We start from the raw sequence: 14,286 nt of genomic DNA, 5'->3' as shown, positions 1-14,286 counted from the left end.
CGAGTGGGGGTTAGCGGTTGAGGTCGGCGAGCGCATCGAGGATCAGCCGCCGCGCCCGGCGCCCGTGTACCGCGGACCGCTTCAGCTCCTCGAACATCCGCGCGTACAGGGTGCATTCGGCGGGCTGGGTGATCTGGATGTTCGCCGTGGGCGTCTCGACCGCGACCAACTCGTCGTCGAAGATCCAGAATCCGGTCGAGGCGACCGCCGCCCGCTCGGTCATGAGCGGGATGATGCCGAGGGAGATGTTGGGCAGCGCCATCAGCTCCAGCAGCCGGCCCAGCTGCCCGGCCTGCACCTCCGCGGTGCCGAACCAGGTGCGCAGCGCCTGCTCCTCGAGCAGCACCACGAATCGCTTGCCGCCGCGCTGCAGGATCCGCTGCCGTTGCATCCGTACCGCCACCGCGTCCTCGACGTCGTTCGGGGTGCCGAGGAACCGCACCCAGAACGACAGCATCGCCGCGGAGTACTCGGCGGTCTGGAACAGGCCGGGCACGACGTTGTGCTCGTAGACGCGAAACACCTTGGTGCGCTCGTATCTTTCGAGCGTGTGCGCACCGAGCACGCGCTTCATGCCCGCGCGGCTCTGCCGCCGGAACTCCACGTACGCCTCGTCGACGGTGCGCAGGGTGGCGACCAGATCCGGGATCTGATCCTCGGCGGCGCACGCCCGGCACCACAGCCGGATGTCGCGGTCGGTGGGTGACTGCACGCCGTTCTCGATCTTCGACACGCGGGCGAAATGCCAGTCGTTCGCGGCGCCGAGTTCGCGCACGGTCAGGCCCGCGGCGTGCCGGAGTTCGCGGAGTCTTCTGCCCAGCGCGCGGCGGGCCTCCTGCGCGCCGCTAGCGGGGCCGGTAGTCACGGTGCGGTACAGCCAGCCGCCACACCGTCTCGAAGGCGGTGCGGCACAAGCGGATATCGTCCGGTGCGGTCGAGGTGACCTTGCCGGCCGCGTGGCCGTCACCGGTGTAGTGCAGGAAGATCACCATGCGCCCGTCGAGCAGGTAGAAGTCGTTGCCGGGAATCGCGACGGTGGACACCAGCCGCCGCGGGACCCAGCGAATGTCCTCGCCCGCGTCCACCATCGGCTGGGCGATGCTGTGCGACCACCGCTGATAATCGCTGAGGGGTTCGGAGACGATGCGTGCGCGCCGCACCGTCCGGCCCGCGGCGGCGTGCCCGCGGAGTGTGTCGCACCAGTCCGCCAGCCAGTCGAGGTCGTCGGGCTCGCCGTGCGCCCACTTGGCCATGTGTGGCAGTTCCACCGCGGTGCCGTAGGCGTCGCGGGTTTCGAGATGGGCGGCATCGGACTCGAATTCGGTTAGTAGCCGGTCGAATTCGTCATCGCTGATCGTGGTCACTATCTCCCTGCCCGAAGAACGGAACTAGCCTGTCCGGGATCTCGACGCACGTCTCGCCCTCGGGAATGCCCATGCGGGCGAGGGTTTCGGGGTCGGTGACGACCCAGCCCTGCACCACCCAGGACTCGCGGTCGGTGCGGTAGAGCGTCGGCGAGCCCGAAGGGTTCGAGCCCGGATCCTTGGCAACAAACGTCAGACGCATGGCGAGCCCCTACCTACTTGTTGCGAGATGTTGCGAATGTCGAATCATCTTCTCGTCCGGGATCGGACCCGTCAACCGGTCCGGCGTTCGTGCGCGCCGAACGCCAGTTGTCCTGTCGCGGCTGAGTTCTCGGGCATCGACGTGGCGTTTTCGCAAGACTGCGAGGGAATTGTCGCAACATTTCGCAACAAGCTTCCCTCCGGTGACACCGCACCCATACCGTTGGTGACGGCCCGTCGCCAGGAAGACGCCGCGAACGGCATCGGCCGGCCGACATTCGACACCACGACCGATGCCGAATTGCTCCCTGGCGGTGGGCTCTCCAATGGCCGGACCGATCGAGGGTGGACGATGGTGGTGTTCGACTGGTGGCGCGAAGACGCCGACAAGCAACAGCCGGAAGACGAGCCGGAGCACGCCGACCGCCTGCGGGCCCAGCGGCGACGCGAGCAAATCCTGGCGGAGGACGCCCGGGCGGCCGATGCGGGCCTGTGGCCCAACGGCTGGCCGCACGAAACCCCCGACCATCCGCTGAGTGTCCATGAGGCGCAGAAGATCATGCAGCGGCATCGCGGCTGCAGCACCGACGAATGCCCCCGCAAGGCGGCCGCCTGGCAGACGCTGGTGGAGGCCGGAAAGATCAAACCCGACTCCAGCCGCGTGGTGTAGCGAGACGGACGGACCGTCGCCGTCAGGCGGCAGCGTATCCGCGGATCCGGGGGTGAAGGCGGTGTGGCTATTGACAGCCCCCGATGGCGGGATGCTATACCTTAGGGGAGGCTTACCTCGTTAGTTGAGGCTAACCTCGCCGCCCTTGTCCCCCGCGCTACCGAGGCCCGCCGTGTACGTCTGCATCTGCAACGCCGTCTCCGAGAAGGACGTGCGCCGCTGTGTGGCCGCGGGTGCCTGCTCGACGCGGCAGGTGAAGAAGGCGTGCGGCTGGCAGCCCGGCTGCGGTTCGTGCACCGCGCGGCTGGCGGAGGTGATCGACCGGGCCCGCGTCGAGGCGCCGGTGGCCGAGGCGCCTGCCGCCTGACCGACACTCAGGTCTGCCTTACCGGATCGCCGTTTGTGAGCTGTGACACCATCACGCTATGGAAGGCGACAAGGAAATCATCGGGCTGCTCAACGAGCAGTTGACGGCCGAACTCACGGCGATCAACCAGTACTTCTTGCACGCCAAGATGCAGGAGAACTGGGGCTTCACCAAACTCGCCAAGCACACCCGCTACGAATCCATCGATGAGATGAAGCACGCGGAGGTGCTGACCGACCGCATCCTCTTCCTGGAGGGGCTGCCGAACTACCAGAAACTCAACCCGCTGCGTATCGGGCAGACCGTTCCCGAACAGCTGCGCGCGGACCTGCAGATCGAAATGGAGGCGGTCGACCGCCTGCGCCGCGGCATCGACCTGATGCGCTCCCGCGGCGACGTCACCTCCGCCCGCGTGTTCGAGGCCATCCTGGAAGACGAGGAGCACCACGTCGACTATCTGGAAACCGAACTCGACCTGCTGGAGAAGCTCGGCGAACAGCTGTACCTGCAGCGCTACACCGACACCCCCGAGGGAGACTGATCGCCGCGGGCGGGGTCCGCGACCTCGCCCGCGCGGTCACACGGCCGCCGAGGGCAGGGTGCGGGCGAGCTGGTCGCCCGCGGCCTGGGTGCGCTCGAGGATCTGCTGGGCGCCGCCGACCGCGCGATCGATCTGGTTGAGGAAATAGGTGTCGCGCTCGACGCCGCCGACCGGGACATCCGCGCCGCGGTTGAGGGTGGCGACCGTATTCGCCAGGGCGGTATGGCCTTCGGCGGAGGAGGTGGCGGCGACGCGGACGGCGTCGGCGACGCGGCGATCGTTCGCCGCGGTGGTGGCGACCGTGTCGTCCAGGGTCCGGCGGCCCGTATCGTAGTTGGGAATTCCGCTGCGGTCCTGCGGTGCCCGCAGCGTCGAGGTCGAAGCGACCGGCGCCGCAATGTATTTCGAGGCCGGACCGGCCCCGCCGAGCACCGACGAGGCATTGCCGAAGAAGTCCGGCAGCTGGTTGTACAGATTGTCCACCTGCGGCGCCACCGCACTCGGCTTGCGCAGTTCGGGCAGTTCCTCGGCGTTCGCGCGCGACGGTCCGTGGTTCAGGATATGGCGCGCCCATCCGCTTCCGGCGCCGGCCAGCACGGCCTGCGGGATGCTGGGTCCCACGGTGTTCTTCAGCTTGGCGAACGTGTTGACCGGTATCCAGCCGGCGCGGGCGTCGCGGGCCACCTTGTCCAGTAGCTTCGCACCGATCTTGCCGCCCAGACGGCCGCCGAGCCCGCCCATCAGGGCGCCGAACGCGGTGCTGGTGAAGGTGTCCTGCGAATTCTCCTTGTGCACCTTCGCGTTCAGATATCCGCCGATCGCACCGCCCACCGCGCCGCCGATCATCCCGCCCAGCGGTCCCGGAACCAGTATCGCGCCCGCCACCGGCAGGCCGACGGTCAGGACGACGTCCGCGAAATCCATTGCCGCACCCCATGCTCCACAGGCATGCCACCATTTTCCCTCTTCCCGCGGATGGGGAGGCCGCCCGATCGGCGGGTTCGGCGGCGTGCTTGCCTGATGCTCGTGTGGTCGAAAGCGGTCCGGGTCGGTGTCGAGGTAGTCGCGGGGATGGCGACGCTGGTCGGCGCGGTGGGGGTGGCGTTGCACTTCAGCCCGTCGTGGTCTCGGCCGCTGGTGCTGGCGGCCTCGGGCGCGCCGTATCTGATGGGTGCCGCACTGGTCGGGGTGGCAGGGTTCGCGGCCGTGCGGAATCGGGTCGGCGCGGCGGTGGCGGTCGTTGTCGTCGTGGTGGCGCTGTGGACGCTCGCTCCGTTGTTCGTCGGGCGTTCGAGTGCCGACGACGGTCCCGGGGTCACGGTCATGCAGGCCAACCTGCTGTTCGACGGCGCGGATCCGCGGGCGCTGGTCGAGGAGGTGCGGTCACGTGACGTCACGGTTCTGACGGTCGAGGAACTCACTCCCGCGGCGGTCGAGGCGCTAGGCCGGGCGGGGCTCGACCGGCTGCTGCCGCATCGGTTCGTCGCACCGGGCCGCAACGCCGCCGGTACCGGTATCTGGAGCGCCTACCCGCTGTCGGACACCGTCGAGTACGACGGGTTCGTACTGAATCAGCTGTCGGCGACGGCGGCGCTCCCCGACGTGGGCCCGGTGACGGTGTACGCGTTCCACCCGGTGCCGCCGGTGTTCGGTACCCCGGTCTGGGGCGACGAACTGGCCCGGCTGCGAGACATTCTCGGCCGTTCGCCGGACCGTCCCGCGCTCGTCGGCGGCGACTTCAACGCCACCTACGACCACTCCCAGTTCCGCTCGATGCTCACCGGCCGCTTCGCCGACGCCACCGAACAGGCGGGCGCGGGACTGCTCCGCACCTATCCCACCGACAAGCGCTGGCCGGCGTTGATCGGGATCGACCATATCCTCGTGGCCGGTGGTCGGGCGGTCGCGGCGGAGACGGTGTCGCTGCCGGGGGCGGACCATCGCGCGCTGGTGGCGCGGATCCGGTGGTGATCGCTCACCACCAGCGGAAGATGGGCCGCAACTGCCGTTCGAGTTCGGGTGCCAGGGACCGCGAGTAGGTGGCGGTGAGATGGTGCTCGTCGTGGTAGAGCAGCACATTGCCGACCACGACGGGGCAGATCTCCGGCTCGCAGACCGCATCGCTGAGGTCGATGGGGAAGACGTTGGGATACCCGGCGGCCGGGACGGCGGCCGGGTTGACCGGGTCGAGGGCGTCGGCGCGCGGCATCCCGCAGCCGATGCGGTCGCCGCCCTGGGCCAGGCAGTCGATGGCGCGATAGCGAATTCCGTTGCGGCGCAACCAGGGTGTGTCGCGGACGGCGACGACATTGAGTCCGCGCTCGGCGAGCTGGGTCCACACGTCCAGGTAATCGGCGGGGGTCTCGTCGCCGGTGGTGTCGCGTGGCCGCGTGCCGGTGGTGAACACCCAGTCGGGACGTTCGGCGCCGAGACGATCGATCACCTCCCGCGACCAGTCCCGGCAGTCCGGGATGCGCTCGCCCTTGTACATGGTGTCGGCCGAGACCGTCAGCGGGCAGCCCATCTTCAGATACACGACGATGCGGAAGGAGTGCCGCAGTCCGAGTTCGTGTAGCGCGGGAATCCAGTGCTCGGCATGCGAACTGCCCACGACCGCCAGCGTCCGATGGGCGTCCGGATCACCGTAGGCGCAGGTCAGGACCTCGCGAGTATCGAAGTCGGCGATGCAGCCGTCGCGCGCCGGATAGGCCCGGTCCCCGGGCGCCTCGGTGATCGACGGCCGCATCGGGGCATCGACTGCCTCCGCGCCCGCGGCGAGCTGTTCGGCGCCGGGATACCGGACGGGATCGAGCACACCGACCGGACGCGGCGGATCGACGCCGACGACCACGAGCCAGACCGTGGCGAGCAGCGCGACCGTCGCTCCCGCCGCGGTGACCGCCGACCCGGCCCGGCGGCGATAGACCGCGGAGGTGCGGGGAGCGGTGGCGCGCAACCGCAGCGGCTGTTCGACGAACCGGAACGTCGCCCACGCCGCCGCCAGCGACAGCGCGATCACCACGAGTCCGTCACCCACTCCGGCCGTGGGCCTACCGCGTTCGGTGAGGAAGTAGATGAGAATCGGCCAGTGCCACAGGTACAGCGCGTAGGCGATGTCGCCGAGCCGGGTCATCGGCTGCCAGGTCAGGACCCGGTTGGGCAGTGGGCGGTCCGCCGGTTCCGCGGTGTTTCCGGCGATGATGAGCGCCGCGGCGGCAGCCACCGGCAACAGCGCGGCCGGTCCCGGAAACAGTCCCGCGCCGTCGAGCAGCCAGCCGCACGCCAGGACCGCGACGATGCCGAACGCCGCGAGCACGGTCCGGGCCCAGCGCGGCGGCGCCAGCCTGGGCACGACGACGGCGAGCGCGGCCCCGGCGAGCAGCTCCCACGCCCGCGCGGCGCTGTCGTAATAGCTCCAGCCCTGATGCGCGGCGGTGCCGTGCGCGGCGTACGCGAACGACAGCACGGCCGCCGCGGCGGCCGCCACGACCGTCACCCGCGGCAGCGTGCCCGGCCGCGCGAACCGCGCCGCCAGCGCGACCAGCACGATCGCGGCCAGATAGAACTGCCCCTGCACCGACATCGACCACAGGTGCTGCAGCGGGCTGACCGACGGATCGGCGGCCGCGTAGTTCGACCACGACAGCGCGAGCTGCCAGTTCTGGTAATAGCACAGCGAGGCCAGCGTCTGGTGAGCCAGCTCCTCCCACTGGGTGTACGGGCGCAGCAGCACCGCCGCGGCGACCGCCGCCGTGAGCACTGTCACCAACGCGGGCAGCAGCCGCCGCGCGGTGCGGCGCAGCGTCGCGACGACACCCACCGAACCCGCGGCCGCGCGGCGCAGCAGCAGCCCGGTGAAGAAGTATCCCGACAGCACCAGGAAGACATCGACGCCGCCGGACACCCGGCCGAACCAGATGTGGAAGATCACCACCAGCGCGATCGCGACACCGCGCAGCCCGTCCAGGTCGTGCCGGTACGCCGCGACTCCCGAGCGTCTCGTCGCTCGGATTTGCTGGGCGCGTGCGCCGATCGACATCCGCTCCGGCCGCGCCGTCACCGCGGACGCTGCGGGCCGGGCGCCGGGCGCGCGTCGCTCAGCGTGTCACGGCGGCCCGGTGCGGTGTGAACAGCGATCGGAAGGGGCACGATATTTCTCTTATCACGGTGCGCGAACAGGGGTCCAATCCAGCACGGTCCGTAGCTGCGAGTTCGCCGCCGTCCCGCGCTGGGGTATGGCCGGAGTGCGGCACTCCGACAACAGGGTAACTGCCCATTCGCTACAGACGTGTTACGCCCGTACCCCACACCGCAGCTCACCGCCGTGCCGGATGGTGCCCGGGTGGCGCGAACGGGCGCGCGGGTGCTTCGATCGGGACATGACCGACAGCACCGTGGAAGCACGCATCGTGTCCGCCGATCGGGAGATCGCGGCTCCCGCCGAGCGGATCTTCGAACTCATCGCCGATCCGGCCCAGCAACCGCGCTGGGACGGCAACGACAATCTGTCGGAAGCCGCTGCGGGACAACGCCCGAACGCGGTCGGCGACGTCTTCGTGACGGCGCTGACCAAGCCGGGCGTGGTCCGGGAGAACCACGTGGTCGAGTTCGAGGAGGGACGCCGGATCGCCTGGCGGCCCGCCGAACCCGGCCGGCGGCCGCCCGGGCACCTGTGGCGCTGGGAGGTCGAGCCCCTCGGCGCGGAGCGCGCCCGCGTCACCCACACCTACGACTGGACGCGGCTCACCGACGAGAAGCGCTTGGACCGCGCCCGCGCCACCACCGCCGACCGGCTGCGCGCGTCCCTGGACCGGCTCGCGGAACTCGCCGAGAACGGCTGACCGCCGCTACTCGGCGGCGCGGTAGGTGCGCGCCACCAGAGCCGAGCGCAGATACCACAACCCGGCCGGCTGGGTCGGATCGAATCCGGTCAGCTGGGCGACTCGCTTCAGCCGGTAGTCGACCGTGTTGGTGTGCACGTGCAGCGCCCGCGCGGTCTGTTGCCGGTTCAGGTTGGTGCCGATGTGCTTGCGCAGGGTGCCGAGCAGTTCGGGGTGGTCGTCGAGCACGTCCAGCAGCGCACCGAGGTATTCGCGCCCCGGCCCGGGACGGGTGAGCTGGTATTCCAGGGCGAGGTTGTCGAAGCGGTAGAGCGCCGGCGGGCACCCCAGGCGCTGCACCATGTCCAGCAGTTCGTGGGCGCGCCGCGCGGCCCCCGGTATGTCGGCCGCGGCCGCATCGATCACCGCGGCGGTCACCGGAACCTGCGCGTTGCGCGACAGCACCGTCACGAACTCGTCCAGATCCCGCTCGGCGATGACGGTCGCCGGGATCAGCACCGTGCCGCCGTCGACGCTCAGCAGCGACAGCGCGGTGTCGCCACAGCGGTCGGCCAGCGCGGCCTGCACCCGCCGCAGCTTGCGCCGCGCCACCACCTGACTGTTGAGCGCGGGATTGCGCTCGTCGGGGTGAGCCGGAACCGCCAGCGCGACAACGTGATACGCCTCGGCGATCTCGATACCCGACTCTCGGGCCATCACCGACGTCGGGTGTCCGGCCAGCAGCGCCGAGGTGAGTGTGTGCACCGCGGTGTGATGCTCGCCGACGACCCCGCGCAACTCCTTGACGTAGGCGCGGGACACGGTGGCGTTGATGGTGTCGAGGACATCGAGCAGGCGCCGGGACGCGCCCTTGAGGCTGTCGAAGTCGTCGGGTGTGGCGCGGTCCAGGATGAGGTCGAAGCCGAGCCGGAAGCCCTCGTGCAGCGCGTGCTGGATGGTGTCGATCGGGATGCCCTCGCGGGCCCAGTTGGCGGCGGCCTGTTCCAGCCGGGCCGTCTTGTCGGGGATGTCGGTGCCGTCCAGCATGCTGATCGCCAGCTCCAGGCAGGCGCGGGTGACAGCGGTGATGTCGCCGCGCAGCGCGTCGCCGGGCAGCGTCCCGCACGGCGCGACATTGTCGACGAAGTGGCCTACCATCTTCCGCGCCAGTGCCCGCACGTCCTTGAGTGGCGAGGTGACCGGTTGCCCCGAGACAGTCAGGTCGTGGTGCTCGGTGCCGGTAGCAGTCATCGTGGATCCCCTTCCGCCGCCGCGCGTCTCGCGTAGCACCCCACGGTAACGCTGCGGTCACGGCGGAAAACCGAAGTGGCCCAGGTTCTGTGAACGCGCGGGGAGCCGCGCGCCGCGCACTGTGAGCGGTCACAAGGTCGCGCCGTCGGCGGCGGGCGCCGATCGCGGCGGATTCGGCGTTCGCGGACGGTCGCGCGCGTACCGTGTCGTACCGTCGAAGGCAGGTATCGACCGGCGGAAGGAGTGGGATGAGCGCGGAGCCACATGATGCGGGCCGGCACGGCAGACCCCGCCCCGGTGTGCACCGGGCCGCCGACGCCGCTCACGACGCCGCGGTGCGGGCGGGTTTCGAGTCGGCGCTGTCGGTCGTGCGGGCGGCGGAGGCCTCGGGCGTCTCGACGCTGGACTGGTTCGAATACGCGGCGGTGCACTGCCGCCACAGCGGAGTGTCGGTCGATGCCGTGCACCGCGCCGTGGCGGGCGGCATCGCGGAGGGGCTGGGCGACAACGACGTGTTCGGCGCCGGTCCGGAGCGCGTCGATACCTCGCTCGCCACGCTGCGGGAGTTGCTGACCACCACGGTCGACCGGATCTACCGGAGCTGAGCCCCGCCACGAGGGGTTTCGATCGCGGTGCGCGCAACCCGTGAGCGCACCGGGGGTGGTGGGCGAGGGTGAAGCATGACTTCCACCGCTGTGCCTTCCGTGACCGACGCCGAGCTGGACGCGGTCTTCACGCCGATCTACGAGCGGATCGCCGTCGGCGCCGTCGACCGCGAGGTCGACCGGCAATTGCCCTATGACGAGGTGGCCGAGCTGCGCGCCGCGCGGTTCGGCGCGCTGCGGGTACCCACCGAGTTCGGCGGCTACGGCGCGAGCGTGCGGCAGTTGTTCCGGCAGCTGATCGAGCTGGCCGCCGCCGAATCCAATATCCCGCAGGCGTTGCGGGTGCACTTCTCGTTCGTGGAGGACCAGCTGCTGGCCGAGCCGGGCCCGGTGCGTGAGCGGTGGCTGCGCGCCGCGGGGGAGGGGGTGCTGGTCGGCAATGCCATCACCGAACCCGGTGTCGGGGCCGTCGACCGCTACCGGACCCGGCTGACTCGCGACGGAGATCGCCTGCTGCTCAACGGGATCAAGTACTACAGCACCGGCTCGCTGTACGCCGACCACATCCTCACCGCCGCCGACCGCGACGGCGAGCGGGTCGGTGTGCTGGTCGACGCGAAGGCCGACGGGGTGCGCCAGCACGACGACTGGGACGGCTTCGGTCAGCGGCTGACCGCCAGCGGCACAACGGAATTCACCGATGTCGTGGTGTCGGAAGAGAACGTCCTCGGTCCCGGCTACGGTGTCGCCGGTCCCACCTACGCGACCTCGTATCTCCAGCTGGTGCAGCTGGCGGTGCTCGCGGGTATCGCTCAGCGCGCCGAACGCGATGCCCGCGACTGGGTCTCGCGCCGCACCCGTACCTACACCCATGCGACGGCCGATCTGCCCCGGCACGATCCGCTGGTGCAGCAGGTGATCGGCCGGCTGTCCGCCGCCGCGTTCGCCGCCCGCGCGAGCGTGCTGGCCGTCGCCGACGTGCTGGACGAGGTGCTGGCCGGGGATGCCGGCGACGAAAAGGGGTTGGTGGCAGCGGAATTGGCCGCCGCGCAGGCGCAGCTGACGGTCATCGATACGGTGCTGGCGGCGACCAGTCAGCTGTTCGAGGTGGGCGGGGCGTCGGTGACCTCGGAGCGGCTGCGCCTGGACCGGCACTGGCGCAATGCCCGCACCGTTTCGGTGCACAATCCGGCCATCTTCAAGGCCCGCGCCATCGGCGATCATCTGCTCAACGGCGCGGACCTGCCGTTCGCGTGGAGTGCCGGTGAGCGCAGGACCGAGGGCGGTGCGCGATGACGCGGCGCATCCGGTTCAACGCGTTCGACATGAACTGCGTGGCCCACCAATCCCCGGGACTGTGGCGCCATCCCGACGACCAGTCGCATCGGTACAAGGAGCTGAGCTACTGGACCGACCTCGCGGTCCTGCTGGAACAGGGCCGCTTCGACGGCATCTTCATCGCCGATGTGCTCGGCACCTACGACGTCTACGGCGGCAACGACATCGCGGCGCTGCGGCAGGGCGCGCAGATTCCGGTGGCCGACCCGCTGCTGCTGGTCTCGGCGATGGCGGCGGCGACGACACATCTCGGCTTCGGGATCACCACGGGAACCGGGTTCGAGCATCCGTATCCCTTCGCCCGCAGGCTGTCCACGCTCGACCATCTCACCGGCGGCCGCATCGGCTGGAACGTGGTGACCGGCTATCTGCCCTCGGCCGCACGCAATTTCGGCGCCGCCGACCAACTCGATCACGACGAGCGCTACGACCAGGCCGACGAGTACCTCGAGGTGCTGTACAAGCTGTGGGAGGGCTCGTGGGAGGACGACGCGGTAGTCCGCGACGCCGCCCAGGGCGTCTATGTCGATCCGGCGAAGGTGCACCACATCGGGCACCGCGGCCGTCACTACACGGTGCCGGGCATCCATCTGTCCGAGCCGTCGCCGCAGCGCACGCCGGTGATCTACCAGGCGGGCGCGTCGCCGCGCGGGGTGCGGTTCGCGGCCGAGAACGCGGAGGCGATCTTCGTCGCCGCGCCGTCGAAACGCGTCCTGACACAGACGGTTTCCGCCATCAGAGACGCGCTGGAGGCGGCGGGCCGCGACCGGTGTGCCGCGCGGGTCTACGCCCTGTCGACCATCATCACGGGGGCGACCGACGACGAGGCGCGGCGCAAGCACGAGGAGTATCTGTCCTACGCCAGCATCGAGGGCGGGCTGGTGTTCATGTCGGGCTGGATGGGGATCGACCTGTCCCGCTACGACCTCGACGATCCGATCGGCCAGGTGGAGAGCAACGCCATCCGGTCGGCGGTGGCGGCGTTCCAGGAGTTCGACGACGACGGCCGGGAGTGGACGGTGCGCGACATCGGCCGGTGGGCCGGAATCGGCGGCATCGGGCCGGTATTCGTCGGTTCCGGCGAGACCGTGGCCGACCGTCTGCAGGAATGGGTGGCCGATACCGATGTCGACGGGTTCAACCTCGCCTACGCGGTGACCCCGGCATCATTCGAAGACGTTGTGCGGCACGTGGTTCCGGTGCTGACCGAGCGGGGCGCGTATCCGCGCGAGTATGTGCCGGGGACGTTGCGCAACGCGCTGTTCGGCGCCGGTGACCGCCTGCCCCCGGAACATCGCGGCGCGCGGTACCGACTCGGCGGGCCCGGCTCGACGGCGTTGCCCGACACCGAGTCCCGGCCGGGCGCGGCGCTCGCCGCGGAGGGACCGATCTATTCCCGCTGATCGCAATACTCCACCGCGCACACCCTGAACCGGAGGATTTCGCTATGACGACACAACCCCGCTCCGAATCCACCCGCTCGGCCGCGATCATCGGCGCCGGGCAGACCGGTGTGACCGCCGCACTGGGCCTGCTCGACGCCGGATTCGAGGTCACCGTCTACAGCGACCGCGACCAGCGGTCGCTGCGTGACGACGTGCCCGCCACCGGCACCGCGCTGATCTTCGGTGAGGCACAGGCCGCCGAGGCCGCACTCGGTCTCACCAGCTACGCCGACCGCGCGCCGCTGCACAGCGGCCTGACCGTCCGCATCGCGGCGCCCGACGCCGAACTCATCGAATTCGACGGCGCCTTCGACGGTTACACCGGTCTCGCCGTCGACACCCGCCTCAAAGCCGACGATCGGCTCACCGCCTTCCAGGAGCGCGGCGGCCGCTTCGTGGTCGAGGCGGTGACGCCGGAGCTGCTCGACGGCATCGCCGCCGCGCACGACCTGACGCTGGTCGCCACCGGCCGCGGCGGGCTGTCGGAGCTGTTCCCGGTCGACTCGGCACGCACCGTCTACGACGCCCCGCAGCGCACCCTGCTGACGGTCACGGTGACCGGACTCGGTTTCGACGAGAACGTCTTCGCCCACCGCAGCCCCGCCGGCGGCGCGCGCAGCGGCTTCTCCATCCGCGCCGACCAGGGCGAGGGCTGGTGGGGACCGTACCTGCACAAGGACGTCGGGCCGAGCTGGGCGTTCCTGGGCTGGGCGCGGCCGGGCAGCGACTGGGAGAAGCGTTTCCGCGCAGCGGATTCCGCCGAGTCCGCGCATCGGATCGTGCAGGACCTCTACCGCGATTACCTCGACTGGGACCTGCCCGAGGTGCAGGCCACACAGGTCATCGCGGAGGACCGGCATTCCTGGCTGCGGGGCGCGGTGCGGCCGGTGTTCCGGGCCGGGTTGGGGCACACCGCCGGTGGCCATCCCGTCGCCTCGCTCGGTGATACCGTCGTCGCCTACGACCCGATCGCCGGGCAGGGCGCGCAGAGCGGGCTGGTGCAGGCGCAGCGCCTGGTCGCGGCCGCCGCGACGCACAGCGGTCCGTTCGATGACGCGTGGATCACCGAGCAGCACAACGGTTTCCTGGCCGCGCGGGCCGAGGCGGCCGCACACGTCACCCGCCTGTTCCTCAGCGATCCGGAACTGGCCGACATCGGCAACCTGTTCTTCGCCGCCGCGGCGGTCGACGCGCGGTTCGCCTCCGCGCTCGTCGGGCTGCTGCACCGCCCGCAGCCGTTCCAGGGGGTCACCACCGTGCCCGCGGCGGAGGAATTCGTCACCTCGGTCACGGGTGTGCCCGCATCCGAACTGCTGGCGCGCTTCCAGCCCGCGGGGCGGTTCTCGCGGTCGGAGTACGCCGCGCTCACGGCTTCCAGGTAGCGGTGGGCGCTGATGCCGAACCCGTTCATGCCTTCGTTCGCCACGAGTGATATCCACCACTGCCTCGGGGGCGCCGGTCGGTTCGTCGGCGCGCGGCGCCCGGCTGTTCGCGCTGGTCGATCGAGTTCGCAACGGCGCCTTCCCAACCCGCCCACCTGGCGAGAGAAGCACCGAGCGGTGCGGTAACCACGCGATCGCCGCCGAGCGGCGCACGGCGCGGGGCGGTAGTTTCGGAGTCGAGCCGTAGCGACAGCGCTCATTCGGCGACGCCGCCGGGATCGCCGTCCGGCCTGCGCCGTGGC

The 14,286-nt window shown here is 70.4% G+C and carries 15 protein-coding genes; 9 read left to right on the top strand and 6 right to left on the bottom strand.

The window, feature by feature from the left end; all coding sequences use genetic code 11:
* Positions 1–10: 10 nt before the first annotated feature.
* Genes NWFMUON74_RS22275 through NWFMUON74_RS22265 form a run of 3 tightly spaced genes read right to left on the bottom strand, consistent with a single transcriptional unit; the run spans position 11 to position 1,566 of the window.
* On the bottom strand, positions 11–865 hold the full coding sequence (locus NWFMUON74_RS22275; RefSeq protein WP_187683769.1) for a DUF5753 domain-containing protein: 855 nt from the start codon (positions 863–865) through the stop codon (positions 11–13).
* On the bottom strand, positions 846–1,364 hold the full coding sequence (locus tag NWFMUON74_RS22270; protein ID WP_187683768.1) for a DUF6879 family protein: 519 nt from the start codon (positions 1,362–1,364) through the stop codon (positions 846–848). The genes NWFMUON74_RS22275 and NWFMUON74_RS22270 overlap by 20 nt, the downstream gene beginning before the upstream one ends.
* Positions 1,345–1,566, bottom strand: a complete 222-nt coding sequence (locus NWFMUON74_RS22265; RefSeq protein ID WP_187683767.1) for a hypothetical protein — start codon at positions 1,564–1,566, stop codon at positions 1,345–1,347. Before NWFMUON74_RS22265 ends, NWFMUON74_RS22270 begins: the two co-directional genes overlap by 20 nt.
* A 36-nt stretch (positions 1,567–1,602) precedes the next feature.
* Here NWFMUON74_RS22265 and NWFMUON74_RS22260 point away from each other — a divergent pair, with 36 nt between their 5' ends.
* The 3 genes from NWFMUON74_RS22260 (at position 1,603) to bfr (ending at position 3,143) form a co-directional block, all read left to right on the top strand.
* A complete protein-coding gene (locus tag NWFMUON74_RS22260; protein ID WP_187683766.1) occupies positions 1,603–2,235 on the top strand; it encodes a hypothetical protein in 633 nt (210 codons plus the stop codon).
* Positions 2,236–2,380: 145 nt separating this feature from the next.
* On the top strand, positions 2,381–2,602 hold the full coding sequence (locus NWFMUON74_RS22255; RefSeq protein WP_232110511.1) for a (2Fe-2S)-binding protein: 222 nt from the start codon (positions 2,381–2,383) through the stop codon (positions 2,600–2,602).
* A 58-nt stretch (positions 2,603–2,660) separates the two neighbouring features.
* Positions 2,661–3,143, top strand: coding sequence for a bacterioferritin (gene bfr / locus NWFMUON74_RS22250; RefSeq protein WP_187683765.1), 483 nt, complete (start codon positions 2,661–2,663; stop codon positions 3,141–3,143).
* 36 nt (positions 3,144–3,179) lie between these two features.
* Here the strand turns inward: bfr and NWFMUON74_RS22245 are convergent, their stop codons facing one another.
* The gene (locus NWFMUON74_RS22245) at positions 3,180–4,067 is read right to left on the bottom strand and encodes a hypothetical protein (RefSeq protein ID WP_187683764.1); all 888 of its coding nucleotides are present in this window, start codon (positions 4,065–4,067) and stop codon (positions 3,180–3,182) included.
* Positions 4,068–4,163: 96 nt separating this feature from the next.
* Here NWFMUON74_RS22245 and NWFMUON74_RS22240 point away from each other — a divergent pair, with 96 nt between their 5' ends.
* Positions 4,164–5,114, top strand: coding sequence for an endonuclease/exonuclease/phosphatase family protein (locus tag NWFMUON74_RS22240; protein WP_187683763.1), 951 nt, complete (start codon positions 4,164–4,166; stop codon positions 5,112–5,114).
* 4 nt (positions 5,115–5,118) lie between these two features.
* On the opposite strand, the gene NWFMUON74_RS22235 is transcribed toward NWFMUON74_RS22240, so the two are convergent.
* A complete protein-coding gene (locus NWFMUON74_RS22235) occupies positions 5,119–7,182 on the bottom strand; it encodes an acyltransferase family protein (RefSeq protein WP_187683762.1) in 2,064 nt (687 codons plus the stop codon).
* A gap of 340 nt (positions 7,183–7,522) precedes the next feature.
* Here NWFMUON74_RS22235 and NWFMUON74_RS22230 point away from each other — a divergent pair, with 340 nt between their 5' ends.
* Positions 7,523–7,984 (top strand): SRPBCC family protein, encoded by a 462-nt coding sequence (locus NWFMUON74_RS22230; protein ID WP_187683761.1) that lies wholly within the window; start codon positions 7,523–7,525, stop codon positions 7,982–7,984.
* A gap of 6 nt (positions 7,985–7,990) precedes the next feature.
* On the opposite strand, the gene NWFMUON74_RS22225 is transcribed toward NWFMUON74_RS22230, so the two are convergent.
* Positions 7,991–9,214, bottom strand: a complete 1,224-nt coding sequence (locus NWFMUON74_RS22225; RefSeq protein WP_232110510.1) for an RsbRD N-terminal domain-containing protein — start codon at positions 9,212–9,214, stop codon at positions 7,991–7,993.
* A 248-nt stretch (positions 9,215–9,462) separates the two neighbouring features.
* Here NWFMUON74_RS22225 and NWFMUON74_RS22220 point away from each other — a divergent pair, with 248 nt between their 5' ends.
* The 4 genes from NWFMUON74_RS22220 (at position 9,463) to NWFMUON74_RS22205 (ending at position 13,984) form a co-directional block, all read left to right on the top strand.
* Positions 9,463–9,819: a hypothetical protein gene (locus tag NWFMUON74_RS22220; protein WP_187683760.1), complete on the top strand. Its 357-nt coding sequence runs from the start codon at positions 9,463–9,465 to the stop codon at positions 9,817–9,819.
* 75 nt (positions 9,820–9,894) lie between these two features.
* Positions 9,895–11,115 (top strand): acyl-CoA dehydrogenase family protein, encoded by a 1,221-nt coding sequence (locus NWFMUON74_RS22215; protein WP_187683759.1) that lies wholly within the window; start codon positions 9,895–9,897, stop codon positions 11,113–11,115.
* Positions 11,112–12,560 carry an LLM class flavin-dependent oxidoreductase gene (locus tag NWFMUON74_RS22210; RefSeq protein WP_187683758.1) on the top strand — a complete coding sequence of 483 codons (1,449 nt, stop codon included), beginning with the start codon at positions 11,112–11,114 and terminating at the stop codon, positions 12,558–12,560. Before NWFMUON74_RS22215 ends, NWFMUON74_RS22210 begins: the two co-directional genes overlap by 4 nt.
* A gap of 44 nt (positions 12,561–12,604) precedes the next feature.
* A complete protein-coding gene (locus NWFMUON74_RS22205) occupies positions 12,605–13,984 on the top strand; it encodes a styrene monooxygenase/indole monooxygenase family protein (RefSeq protein WP_187683757.1) in 1,380 nt (459 codons plus the stop codon).
* Positions 13,985–14,286 lie beyond the last annotated feature (302 nt).

Source organism: Nocardia wallacei (genome assembly GCF_014466955.1).
In the GTDB taxonomy this organism is placed as follows: Bacteria; Actinomycetota; Actinomycetes; order Mycobacteriales; family Mycobacteriaceae; genus Nocardia; species Nocardia wallacei.
The sequence above is the reverse complement of the archived record's forward strand: the minus strand, read 5'-3'. Positions and strand labels throughout refer to the sequence as shown.